We start from the raw sequence: 12,317 nt of genomic DNA, 5'->3' as shown, positions 1-12,317 counted from the left end.
GCATTACTTGCTATGTTCAACTTTCAGAAATGCTTTGATTTTCATACCTATCTAACTGAATTTGTAACTGTGTTAGCTTTTTATTAATCATTTCACGATTTTTTGCTGACTTCATCCAATTGGGTAGTCTTGAAGGCATGCTGGCATTACCAGCATCGGCTGTTCTTTCTCTTAATGTTGCATTGATATAACTATGTAATTCAGTTAAATGGTTCTGATTAAATGCCCAAATTTTGCCAAATCGGCAGGGTACTTGTAAGAAAAGAGGAAGCCCAAAATCAGCGTCAATAGCTAACCTTGCATCATAACGTTGGTATTTATTCGCTCTTTCTACGGGTACTGTATTGGTTTTACCACAGTTTGAGCAGTCAATAGCAATAGTAGAGGGTAAAGCTCGTTTATAGGAGGATATTATTTCTTCATTAGCAGTCAATCGTGTACCACAAAAGCTACACGGGCAATCTCCTATTAAATTACATTGACCTACCCAGTCGGCTTGATCTTCATTTTTTACTAATGATAATTGGCAGTGTTTACAGACAAATTTAGCACACCAAACTTTGCGTTCACTTTCTATTCTGTATTGGTATTCATTTTCAACTTTATCTACAGTGTCACATTCGATACAGCATACTATACTTTGCTCGGCATAATAAGTTAGCCTGTAACCGTTATCAATGTGTCTTGCTTGCATATCTCTTTCACACTCTAAGCTTATTTTATTCATATTATAATAATCAAAAAAACAGCTCAACGAAAGTCGTTAAGCTGTTTGTATTGAAAATAATGAAATTTAAAAATAGATCAAAGATTACGCATGCGGCGTGATGGCAGGCATCAAGTCATGAAAAGTACGACCAGAAGCCGTTTCACCAATTGCATGCATTTTCCACTCATTATTATGACGATATACTTTTGCCATAATCATCGCGGTATGCCCACCTTGCGCTGATAAATTGTAGCGGGCGACTTCCTGATTGTTATTGGCATTGATGATACGACAAAATGCATTTTCTACCGTTTCAAAGGTTTGACCAGTGAAACTATTGACGGTAAATACTAGAGAGACGACATTGGCAGGGATTTTTGAAAGATCGACATTGATAACTTCGTCGTCACCATCGCCGTCGCCAGTGCGGTTATCACCAGTATGGACGATACTGCCATCTTTTGATTTCAGCTGACTGAACCAAATCGCATCGATGGCTTGTTTATTAGTATCAAACATGATGCACGAAGCATCTAAGTCAATCGAGTCGCCGCCGCTACCACCACCGAATAATTTGCCCAAGAACCCACCTTTTTTGTCTTGAGGGTTTTGAGCAACGTCCCAGCCTAGACCCAGTTTTACTTGGGTAAGCTCGCCGCCCGCTTCTTTGCTTAGGGAGATTTTCTGACCTTTTTGTAAACTAACTGCCATGTGATATTCCTTATACTACAGTGTTATAGTAATTGTGAGTAGAGGGTTAAATAAAGTCTATAATGACGAGGAGTCGTTGTAACATACAGCTTTAAAAACATAATAATAGCTATAAGATGTTGCCAAGCAAACTGTTACTGCCGCCGCGACCGCCTGAGCTAGTCCCTAAGACGCTTTGTAGCCAGCCTTGGTAGCTATCACGATTACGAGAGCAGATAATGACTTTGCCTGAGCCTGAGAAGTTTAAAACCATACCTTCGCCACTGGTGACCGAATTGATAATATTGCCCATAAAGCCTTTTTTCTTACTGGTGGCGACTGAGAGTTTGTATTCCAAACGCGAGTCCCAACAGACCACATGACCGTTATCAATGATGACGTCTTTACCAGGTTCGACATCAATCTCAAACAATGAGCCGAAACCCGATACCACTACCTGACCTTGACCTTGCGTCTGCATCACCATAAAGCCACCAGTATCACCAAAGACGGCGCCACCTAGATTACGTTGAATCTTAGCCTTCACATCAACGCCCGTTTGCGCCGCGACAAATGCGCCATCGCTTAAAGTATATTGCTGTGCACCGCAATCAATGATTTGCATATCACCGTCGAGCGTTGGCGCAAGTAAACAATCGCCTTCACCATTGACTGCTTCGATTTGCTGTTGAAATAGTGACTCGTCGTTGGCAAAACGACGCATGAGTGATTGCATCAGACCGCCTTGTAGCTTACCTTTTAGCTCAAGGTTTGATTCCATCATCACCATTGCATTGGCTTCACAATAGATGGAGTCGCCTTTTTTGAGGTTACAATGAAGAAATGGTTCAATGGTACCGATCAAGCTAAACGTGGCGGTCATAGGGGGCGAATCCTTATATCAGTATTCTATATGTTTATAAGTCATATCTGTAAGTCGGCTTAACCATAGATATTCGCTAGCCCATTACTTTTAAAGCCATCAAATGCGATAGTAGGGCACACTTGATGGCTTTTCGGGCTTATATTATTAGCGTTAGATGTTAGTTAGCTCTTAAACATTAACGCCATAAGAAGCCGCTAATGGTCCAAGACCACCGCTGAAGCCTTGACCGACGGCACGGAATTTCCAGTCACCACTATGGCGATATAATTCACCAAAAATCATCGCCGTTTCGGTGCTACCGTCTTCTGATAAGTCATAACGTGCGATTTCAGCATCGCCATTGTCGTTAATGACACGGATGTAAGCGTCACCCACTTGACCAAAGTTTTGATTGCGGCTTTGACCTTCATAAATAATCGCACAGATAGCGACTTTGCTTACGTCAGCTGGAATGCTAGCAAGATTGATTTTAATTTTTTCATCATCGCCGTCGCCTTCACCAGTACGGTTATCGCCAGTGTGCTCAACCGCGCCATTGTCTGACTTTAAGTTGTTAAAAAAGATGAAATCTTGGTCATTACGTACTTTACCTGCTTCATTGACCAAAAAGCCAATCGCATCTAAGTCAAACTCTTGACCGTCAGTAGCACGTGGATCCCAGCCAAGACCGACTGTAATATTGGTTAAACCTGGCGCTTCTTTTGATAAGTTTACGTTGCCGCCTTTTGTTAAGCTAATAGCCATATAAATATCCTTTTGATTAATAATTGAGTGGATTGAATGATAAAAAAATAAACTAAAATAGTGCAGTGGTCGATATATAAATGCAAACAATGAATAAATTTACTCGTATGCCACGCCCTGCATATCATTACGATTTACTATACTAAGCGATTGCTTACTAAGCAAGGCGTATTTTGTGTGATTACGATATGATTACTAAGGGACATATCAATGCTGCAAGTCTGATACTTCTTAACCGTTCGAGCAACAGTCGTTAAGGTGTTGTTATCAAAAAGTAAATTAGATCGTCAGGCAGAGCAACATAAAAAAGCACTTATTCAACGGGTATAAAATAAGTGCTTTAAAGCAAAAACGGGTCATACCAACTGCTTTGGTACAACCCGTCTATTTTTAAACTAACTTTATCTATCCACTTTATACTGTTTGATATTAAAAATTTTTGCTTGGTTTTTTAACATCGAACGAGCATCAAGTAATTGATTTGGCTTCTCGCTTACGATAATTGAGTGAAGCGACAAACGCCCAACCAATAAAGGTAATACCAATCAGACCAGTGATAAGCTCTGGTACATGGAATTTCACTGATAGCAGCATGATGATAGCTAAAGCACCGATAGCATAATGCGCGCCATGCTCAAGATAGACATATTCATCAAGGGTGCCTTTGTCGACCAAGAAGATAGTCATCGAACGTACAAACATCGCACCAATAGCCAGACCTAGCATAATAACGATTACGTCATTAGTAATCGCAAATGCGCCAATCACGCCATCGAAACTGAATGAAGCATCAAGGACTTCTAGGTATAAGAAACCGATAATACCACCTTTCATAATCGCGCTAGTTGCAGCACCAGTACTGTTACCTTGAGCGTCTAGTTCTTCTTCAAGATCACCCTCTAACATACCAGAGACCACTTGTACGCCAAGGTAAACTAAGATGCCCCATACGCCAGCGATTAGGACCGCAGCTGATTGCTCAGGCTTGGCAAATGATACGGCAATCATCAAGACGATAAGCGCGACAAACACGCTCATGGCATCGACTTTACCTAATTTTGCCAGACGGCTCTCAAGCCAATCGAACCAGTGTACTTCTTTTTCATCAAAGATGAAGTTTAAGAATACCAGTAACAAGAAAATACCGCCAAATGCTGAGATTTCGGCATGATGCGCCAATAATCTGGCTGAGTATTCTTTAGGATCGTTCAATGCCAAATCGATTACTTGCATCATACCAAGGTCGGCAGTAACAGCAACGATAACAATAGGGAATACCAAGCGCATACCAAAGACGGCAATTAAAATACCTACCGTTAAAAATATCTTTTTCCAAAACTCGTCCCAGCCTTTAAGGACTGAAGCGTTGACCACCGCATTATCAAACGATAATGAAATCTCCATGACGGCCAAAATAGCGGTAATAGATAGGGTGGTTATCATACCGCCCATACCGCCATGTGAATATCCCCACCATGCCGCGACCGCTAGGGCGATGGCTGTGAAAATAAAGTCTAAATAAAAATGTCTCATGACACATCCTGTCTGGTTGCATAAAGCTAAGGTCGGCCTACTATAGGCACAAACCACAAAAAAAGCGGTTATCGCTAACCACTTTTTTTGCATAATTCTAAACGAAACATAAAGCATTACTAGTCATTTAGCTATGAATAATTGTGACTATTTTGCAACCATATTTTACAGCCATTATCATTGCTAATGGTGAGTACAAATAGAGGGCTAATACCTGCTTTATATTTTGAGTTTAATGGTCATATAGTAGTCTAAGCATGAATAAGTTATCACATTAGATAACAACGCCATACTGTTGACACATGGCTTGCAAGCCGCCTGAATAGCCTTGACCAACGGCACGGAATTTCCACTCACCGTTGTGACGATAGACTTCGCCAAATACCATGGCCGTTTCAACAGAGTAATCTTCTGCCAAATCAAAACGTACCACTTCAGTGCCTGTCTCTTCATTCACGACACGAATAAAGGCATTGGCAACTTGACCAAAGTTTTGACTACGAGCCGCCGCATCATGAATAGTAACAGTGACGACAATTTTATCCACATCAGCTGGGACTTGAGTTAGATTCACTTTGACGACTTCATCATCTCCATCACCTTCGCCAGTGCGGTTATCACCAGTATGCTCAACCGCGCCATTATCAGACTTAAGCTGGTTATAGAAAATGAAGTCATGGTCGCCGCGTACTTTACCTGCCGTATTCAGTAAAAACACACTGGCATCAAGATCAAACTCAGCACCAGAAGTTGCGCGTTCATCCCAACCAAGACCGATAAGCAGCTTGGTCAAATTTGGGTCAGTTTTGGTGAGCGATAAGTTACCGCCTTTATTAAGTGATAAAGCCATGGGGTTATCCTTGTTATTAGAGTGATTAAGGGTTTGATAGTTAAGTTATATAAATAAAAACAATCGCAATAGTGGGATTAAAGCGCTCGTAAATCTACGCTTCACGGTTGCTTAGCTATTACTTAGCTAGTATTTAGTGACGCTCTATCATAACAACAAAAAATGACCCAATCAAAGCCGATTGGGTCATTGTTATGTGTACGACAAGACTGACTATAAAAGATGGCGTCTAAATGCGGTGGTCAACCTTCATATCCATCCATAAACCTAAATTATCAGCCCTGACGATGACGAATCTCAAAGCTCTGATGAATCGGCTTTTTAACATCAAAATCAAAACCAATGGTTTTTTGAGTGATATCAATAATTTCATAGCGCTCAGTCAACTGCTCATCGAGCTCAAAGCGGGTAAAGTTATTTGAAAAATATAAAATCCCGTCAGAGGTCAAGCGGTTCATCGCACGATTAATGAGGGCAGAGTGGTCGCGCTGCACATCAAAGGTACCTTGGAACTTTTTCGAATTTGAAAAAGTCGGTGGATCGATAAAGATGACATCAAATTGTTCAGTATTGTCTTTAATCCACTCAAAGATATCGGCTGCGACGAATTGATATTTATTACGGCTAACGTCCAGACCATTTAATACAAAGTTTTGCTTACCCCAGTCTAGATAGTTCTGTGACAAGTCAACGCTGGTGACTTTTTTCGCGCCAGCAAGCGCTGCATGTACACTTGCCGTACAGGTATAAGCAAATAAGTTCAGTACGGATTTATTACGACTGTTGTCTTTGATACGGGCACGCATATTACGGTGATCAATGAACAAACCCGTATCTAAATAGTCCGTAAAGTTGACGTAAAAATAAGCACCATCTTCACGTGCAACATGAAATTTACCACGCTTTTCTGTGGTGTTCTGTTTGCTATATTGGTCATTACCAGACTGGCGTGCACGGGTCTTGATAAATATTTGTTCACGGTTAATACCAAAAACTTCACGAATACCCATTAATGCCAAGTTGAAGCGTTTTTTAGCAGTCTCAGGTGGAATGGTTTTTGGTGGCGCATATTCTTGTACGTGCACATAGTCGCCATATAAGTCGACGGCGACTTTGAAGTCGGGCAAGTCAGCATTGTAAACGCGCAAATTACTAACCTTGTCTTTTTTAGCCAACTTCTTCAGCTTGGACAGGTTTTTTTGCAAGCGGTTGATAAAGTCTTGTCCCTCTTCCACTTCAATCTCACGTTTTTCGAAGCGACTAACGAGATTGCCCGTTTGTCCCGCAATCAACGTGCCATAGCGGAAATAAACGGTGATAGCACCATTATGACAGCGTAAGGTTTTTGGTTCTTTGATAGGTAAGATATCAACTTGCTCAACATTAGATGCCAATATGCCAAGCATCGGATCAATGCCGCTACCAGCAAAGCTGTCTTGCAAAATAAGCCCAATCGCCTGATATAACGGCTTAATCATCTCTTCGTCACCCAAACGTTCACCATAAGGTGGGTTGGTGATGATTAGAGGATTGCTCAATCGACCGTCATCGACTAGTGGCTTCAGAATAGTGCTCAGTTGGTCAAGCGCACGCGTCTCAAGATCAAGCAGTGGTAGTAAATCTTGCAAACCTGCGGCAATCAGGTTTTTCTCTGTTGCTAAAATCGCGCCGCTATCCGCATCAAACCCCAAAATCAGCGGTAATGTATCTGGTTGCTCATTAGCAATTGCTAAGGCTTCGCGGAAGCGTGTCTGGGCATCATCGATCATCTGTTGCCATAAGGCATCGTCATGATGCTGCCATTGATAAAAACCAAATTGATTGGCGGCTTTATCGATACCCACAGCATAATCGCAATGCATGAGTAGTGCTTCAATAATAAAGGTGCCAGACCCACACATTGGATCAATTAGCGCATTATAAAAAGGTGCATTGCCAGCTTCATTTTTCTTGTGCCAGCCTGCACTATATAGTAGAGCCGCTGCCAAGTTTTCTTTGAGTGGCGCTTCAGTCATCGCCACACGATACCCACGGCGATGCAAACTGGTACCTGATAAATCTAAATACAGCTCAGCTTGCTTATCATTCACGGTTGCAAATATAGAAAAGTCTGGGTTTTTACTATCGACGTTAGGACGGCTGTCGTAAACTTCATTGAACGTATCTGCAATCGCATCTTTGATACGTAGCATCGCAAACTGTTGACTGACGGCGACACGCTTGTCGACCGACAGACGAATGGCAAAGGTTTGCTCTAAACTAAACTGCTCAATCCAATTGACCGATTTTGCCAAGCCATAAAGTTGCTCAGCCACATCGTATTCGGCATTGATGTTTTTGCGTTTAATGAGCATTAATACCCGCGAGGCGACACGTGACCACAAACAAATACTATATAAGTCACGCAAAGTACCAGTAACTGCCAGACGGCCTGTACTTTTGATTTCACTTACAATACCAAAACTTGTCAGCTCAGTTTGGAGTGGTGCCTCAAGCCCATCGGCACAGGTGATAATAAGGTCAAGCGACAATTCTGGTGAAGCTGCTGTTAGAGATGCGGGTGCGGTTGTTTCGGTCATACGGATACCTGTGGGCTAAATTGATAAGTAATGCACATCATAAAATAAGACGTTTAACCGCCAATTTTACCATAATTCAGGGCAGGATAGTTTAAAGTGGTGGTGTTTATCAAAGAGAGATTCAGCAACGCTACCTTTCATAAAATCATGCTTATCATACTGAGGATGAAAACCTTACGCCTAAAAATTGTAGGGTAAATTGTTCAAGGGATAAATAATATAATGAGCTTATTTATCCGCTTTGGTCAGTGGTGGTGTTTCTGACACGACCTGCGTCGTAGTCGCAAAAGGTTTAGTGGCAATAGGATAATCCACATCCTTTGGCATAAGCAGACGCATATGAGGATAAGGAGTAGAAATATTAGCGGCGTCAAAGGCACGCTTGATATCTTCTTTTAGACCTTCTTTAATTTTGGGCATGCGCGCGACAGCGGCAGGCTTGACCCAAAAACGCACAATAAAAAACACTCCATACTCACCAATTTCATCCACGGTGGCCGAGGTTTCAGGACGGCTAAGTACCACATCGGTATCAGTAAGCACCTGCAAAATTTCCTTGCGAGCAGTATCGACATCATCTTCAAAGGCGATACGCACACGAATATCGAAACGTATGAAGTTCTTGGAGGTTAAATTGGTCACCTCAGAGGAGGCAACGTTAGAGTTGGGAATAATGACGGTGATGTTGTCTCGCGTCAAAATATGGGTGGTGCGTAACGCAATGAGTACGACGCGACCCTCGTTGTCATTGATATGAATCCAGTCGCCAACCTGAAAAGATTGTTCGAGTAAAATGGTAATACCTGCAATGAAATTAGCAAGCGTTGATTGGGCAGCAAAACCGACTGCTAAGCCCACAATCCCTAAACCTGCGACCAATGAGACGATATCGAAACCAAATTGCGCCATGACGCTGGCAAGTCCGAGTACCAATAGCAGCACTGACAAGATGTTTTGAAGCAGCTGCTCTATAGAAGCATTGAGACCATAATGCTGTAACACCTTATGGATAATCTGTCCAGATGACGCCCAAAGTACATAATAAATACCCGCCCATGTACTGGCTTTTGCAGTAGCTTTGATAGTCTCTGGTTCAAAATAAATCTGACTCATAATGGCAATCAAGCTGGCAACTATCCAGATATAACGCAAGACTGAACGGACAATCTTAGTACGGCGCTCATTCAGGCGGATTTTTGTCCTACTTTGCTTAAGGATGTAAATGGCAAGCCAATAAAAAAATCCCAACACTGCCAGCAGTATTAGGATTTTGATGGCAGTACTAGCGAGCTCTACCGCTTGAGACGACCAATCAAGTGACTCTTCATCGACAGAGCCACCAAGCGCAAGGTAGAGGCTAGTATGCAGGTCACGAACAATCTCTTTAAAAAAATCAGTAATACTAGCGATTGCCATTTTTTGGTCCATGCAGAGTTTTTAAAGTACCTCAAGTCGTCAGTGCTACCAAACACAACATGAGTGATGATTAATACGACACATCCTTGTTTTGAAAGTGTAGCTGAGCTGATGCTTAAAAGCTATCTTCCTGTGTGTCTTGGTACTGATAAGGTATTGCCATTTTGTGTTGAACATCGCGTAACGCGGTACGTAAGCCCTCTAATATCGTAGGATGATAAAAAGGCGTATCGAGCATGGTCTTAACACTCAAATCATTGGTAATCGCTGCCGCTAGAATGTGCCCAATATACTCGGCATCAGGACCCACCATACTAGCGCCTAAGATTCTATCAGTTTTTTTACAGCCATAGATATGTAGCAGGCCACAGTTGACGCCCATCACGCGACTACGTCCTTGATTGTCGAAGCTGACACTACCGATGACATATTCTAAGCTTGTATCCTGCTGAATGTCTGGTAGAGACATGCCGACGTTAACGATTTGTGGTGAGCAAAACACAATCGAGAAGGGCGTGGCGGGCGGGCGAATATGAGCGGCGTCTTCATTCTCGCAGACCATACTTCCAGCGCTATAGCCTTCATCACTGGCCACATGCAATAGTGGGAGATTGGCGTTGGCATCACCAACGATATAGACATCTAAATCACCAATCTGACCTGTTTTTTTATTCAAGTGCTTTGGACGATCTTTGTCGTCAAGCTCAACGCCTAAATGTTCGACTCCCAGCGGTTTGATATTATTGCGGCGACCAGTGGCAACCAGTACATACTCCCCTTGCCATTGTTGCGACTCTCCAGCACTGTCTTCATAATCAATGAACGCGGCTGAATGGTCATTATCCGTGGCTGTTTGCACGCCGACATCGCTGATTTTGCTGCCCAAATGCATGGTCAATTCGCGGCTTAAGCAATCGATAGCTTTGTTATTGATATCATCGTCTTTGAGACCTGCAACACGTTTGACACGATTAAACAAAGTTACTTCTACACCTAAGCGGTTAAAGGCTTGCGCTAGCTCTAATCCGATAGCGCCTGTACCGACGACGGCCATTGTTTTTGGTAAATTTGTGAGCTCAAAGATCGTATCAGAGGTGAGCATGGCGTCACTAAGCTTATCTGCCCAGCCATCTGGGATAAATGGAGAGCTGCCCGTGGCGATGATGATTTTGTCAGCGGCAATCAGCTCATCATTGACTTCAATGAATCCTTGGTTATTGATATGAGCGCGTCCTGAGATTTTTTTGTGATCAGGCCAGCTATCTACTTGAGCTTTGATATAGCTAGCAAAATGAGCACGCTCGTCCCGAACGCGTTGCATGACTTGCTTGCCATCTATCTGGACAGTGGCATGGACGCCAAATTCAGCAGAGTGATTGGCTTCATACGCGCGATCAGCGGCGGCAATCAATAGTTTGCTTGGCATACAGCCGACCGCAATACAAGTGGTCGTCCAGAATCCGTCATTAATAATAACAACATTATCATGGGTTTTACTGGCTTGACGAAAAGCATTTTGCCCAGCAGTACCTGCACCGATAACGGCAACAGATACTTGGCGAGTAGCTTTGGATGCTGTGTTATCCGCTGCAGTATCGGCTTGTTTATTCATATGATTCTCAAGTTATAAGATGTTTAGTATTCAGGGCTGTTTTTTAGATGAGTTTTTTAAGAGATTTCTCTGATAAGAGCTTGCTCTAAAAAATTATTAAAAAACTATTTTTAGCCTCTGATATCAAGCGTTTATCGTAATGATTATTAGCGTCTATTTTAAAATGCTTTTTTATGACTCTTAGTTTTATTGGTTAAGGTGCTAAGGTTTCAAGCAAACGTTCAGTGTAGCCTTTGGCACGTAGATTTCGCTGAGCATGGGTCAGCTCGCCATCTTTGTTAAAGATGAACGCTGAACGGACCAGCCCTAACGTTATTTTGCCGTACATATTTTTTTCTTTAATAACGTCAAAGTATTGGCATAGTTTTTCATCAGTATCGCTGATAAGGGCAATGTTTAAATCATATTTGGTGATGAATTTCTCGTGAGATTCATCACTATCACGTGAGACGCCGATAATGTCATAGCCTAAATCATCAAACTCATGGAGGTGAGCAGTAAATTCGGTTGCTTGAGTGGTACAGCCTGGCGTACTGTCTTTTGGATAAAAGTACAAAATAAGCCCTTTATCAGTATTGGCAATCATCTCTTGGAGATTGATTTCATCATGGATAAAGTTGCCGGCAAGCTTTCGTACTATCGTCACTGGAAAGTCAGGTAAGGTTAGGTTTTCTGTGGTCGGTTTTGCCATTGTAAAATCCTTATTCGTTTTTGTTTATGTCAGTACTTATGTAAGTGCTTATGCCGATTGGTAATCTATGCTGTGTGCTTATTATAAGCAGATTAGCAGCGATTCATCATCAGTTTTACACTTTGCGCCTGCATTGACAACAAAAAAGACTGGCAATAGCCAGTCTTTTGTATATCAAACGAGATGTGTATTACGCTGGTTTTTGTGGCTGTTTTAAATCTAAGCCAACGGTGCATTGCTGCAAATCTTTTTGCATTTTTTTGACGTAAGGCAGTCCAGACGGATCTTTTTTGTCTTGGGCATAGCTCTCAATTTCCCACATCTGACCGATGGTCATGTTGCTACGCACGCCAATAGTGCAATTGCATAGTTTGGTCGCATCGCCTTTGTCAGCGACTTTATATTTGACCGCACCATTAACGCAGGTATTGATGTTATTTTGCTTAATATCGGCAGCGTTTGCTTGTGGCATCACAAAAATGGCAGCTAAAGCTAGGGGTAATAATGGCAACAACTTCATAAATATCCTCTTACGGGTAACATCAATTTTCTAAATTTTGTACTCAAAGTCAAGCAAAAGTACTCATAGTTCGTTGACTAATATGGT

At 42.1% G+C, this 12,317-nt stretch carries 11 protein-coding genes; all 11 read right to left on the bottom strand.

The features are described 5' to 3' along the window. Window positions 1-16: 16 nt before the first annotated feature. Window positions 17-694: a hypothetical protein gene (locus JMW64_RS08890; protein ID WP_201554266.1), complete on the bottom strand. Its 678-nt coding sequence runs from the start codon at window positions 692-694 to the stop codon at window positions 17-19. A 117-nt stretch (window positions 695-811) separates the two neighbouring features. Then, window positions 812-1,420: a TerD family protein gene (locus JMW64_RS08885; protein WP_201554265.1), complete on the bottom strand. Its 609-nt coding sequence runs from the start codon at window positions 1,418-1,420 to the stop codon at window positions 812-814. 109 nt (window positions 1,421-1,529) lie between these two features. Further along, entirely contained in the window at window positions 1,530-2,282 is a 753-nt protein-coding gene (locus JMW64_RS08880) for a TIGR00266 family protein (RefSeq protein ID WP_045451333.1), read from the bottom strand. Window positions 2,283-2,453: 171 nt separating this feature from the next. Next, window positions 2,454-3,029 (bottom strand): TerD family protein, encoded by a 576-nt coding sequence (locus JMW64_RS08875; protein WP_087813710.1) that lies wholly within the window; start codon window positions 3,027-3,029, stop codon window positions 2,454-2,456. Window positions 3,030-3,497: 468 nt separating this feature from the next. Further along, complete coding sequence (locus JMW64_RS08870; protein WP_045445375.1) at window positions 3,498-4,562, bottom strand: DUF475 domain-containing protein; 1,065 nt, start codon at window positions 4,560-4,562, stop codon at window positions 3,498-3,500. Window positions 4,563-4,836: 274 nt separating this feature from the next. Next, window positions 4,837-5,412: a TerD family protein gene (locus JMW64_RS08865; protein ID WP_055123872.1), complete on the bottom strand. Its 576-nt coding sequence runs from the start codon at window positions 5,410-5,412 to the stop codon at window positions 4,837-4,839. Window positions 5,413-5,687: 275 nt separating this feature from the next. Then, window positions 5,688-7,991: a bifunctional 23S rRNA (guanine(2069)-N(7))-methyltransferase RlmK/23S rRNA (guanine(2445)-N(2))-methyltransferase RlmL gene (rlmKL, locus tag JMW64_RS08860; protein WP_201554264.1), complete on the bottom strand. Its 2,304-nt coding sequence runs from the start codon at window positions 7,989-7,991 to the stop codon at window positions 5,688-5,690. Window positions 7,992-8,219: 228 nt separating this feature from the next. Next, entirely contained in the window at window positions 8,220-9,407 is a 1,188-nt protein-coding gene (locus tag JMW64_RS08855; protein ID WP_227694150.1) for a mechanosensitive ion channel family protein, read from the bottom strand. A 115-nt stretch (window positions 9,408-9,522) separates the two neighbouring features. Beyond that, complete coding sequence (locus JMW64_RS08850; protein WP_201554254.1) at window positions 9,523-11,019, bottom strand: dihydrolipoyl dehydrogenase; 1,497 nt, start codon at window positions 11,017-11,019, stop codon at window positions 9,523-9,525. A gap of 193 nt (window positions 11,020-11,212) precedes the next feature. Beyond that, window positions 11,213-11,710, bottom strand: a complete 498-nt coding sequence (locus JMW64_RS08845) for a peroxiredoxin (RefSeq protein WP_201554252.1) — start codon at window positions 11,708-11,710, stop codon at window positions 11,213-11,215. Window positions 11,711-11,900: 190 nt separating this feature from the next. Continuing rightward, window positions 11,901-12,230 (bottom strand): hypothetical protein, encoded by a 330-nt coding sequence (locus JMW64_RS08840; RefSeq protein WP_045445384.1) that lies wholly within the window; start codon window positions 12,228-12,230, stop codon window positions 11,901-11,903. Between the last annotated feature and the right edge of the window lie 87 nt (window positions 12,231-12,317).

Source organism: Psychrobacter immobilis, from assembly GCF_904846065.1.
Taxonomy (GTDB): Bacteria; Pseudomonadota; Gammaproteobacteria; order Pseudomonadales; family Moraxellaceae; genus Psychrobacter; species Psychrobacter immobilis_H.
Note: the sequence above shows the minus strand (reverse complement) of the source record. Positions and strands in the feature narration are given on the sequence as shown.

Excerpts from the sequence above, each read along its gene's own strand:
- JMW64_RS08890 (WP_201554266.1), bottom strand. The coding sequence starts at position 694 with ATGCAAGCAAGACACATTGATAACGGTTACAGGCTAACTTATTATGCC.
- JMW64_RS08885 (WP_201554265.1), bottom strand. The coding sequence starts at position 1,420 with ATGGCAGTTAGTTTACAAAAAGGTCAGAAAATCTCCCTAAGCAAAGAA.
- JMW64_RS08880 (WP_045451333.1), bottom strand. The coding sequence starts at position 2,282 with ATGACCGCCACGTTTAGCTTGATCGGTACCATTGAACCATTTCTTCAT.
- JMW64_RS08875 (WP_087813710.1), bottom strand. The coding sequence starts at position 3,029 with ATGGCTATTAGCTTAACAAAAGGCGGCAACGTAAACTTATCAAAAGAA.
- JMW64_RS08870 (WP_045445375.1), bottom strand. The coding sequence starts at position 4,562 with ATGAGACATTTTTATTTAGACTTTATTTTCACAGCCATCGCCCTAGCG.
- JMW64_RS08865 (WP_055123872.1), bottom strand. The coding sequence starts at position 5,412 with ATGGCTTTATCACTTAATAAAGGCGGTAACTTATCGCTCACCAAAACT.
- rlmKL (WP_201554264.1), bottom strand. The coding sequence starts at position 7,991 with ATGACCGAAACAACCGCACCCGCATCTCTAACAGCAGCTTCACCAGAA.
- JMW64_RS08855 (WP_227694150.1), bottom strand. The coding sequence starts at position 9,407 with ATGGCAATCGCTAGTATTACTGATTTTTTTAAAGAGATTGTTCGTGAC.
- JMW64_RS08850 (WP_201554254.1), bottom strand. The coding sequence starts at position 11,019 with ATGAATAAACAAGCCGATACTGCAGCGGATAACACAGCATCCAAAGCT.
- JMW64_RS08845 (WP_201554252.1), bottom strand. The coding sequence starts at position 11,710 with ATGGCAAAACCGACCACAGAAAACCTAACCTTACCTGACTTTCCAGTG.
- JMW64_RS08840 (WP_045445384.1), bottom strand. The coding sequence starts at position 12,230 with ATGAAGTTGTTGCCATTATTACCCCTAGCTTTAGCTGCCATTTTTGTG.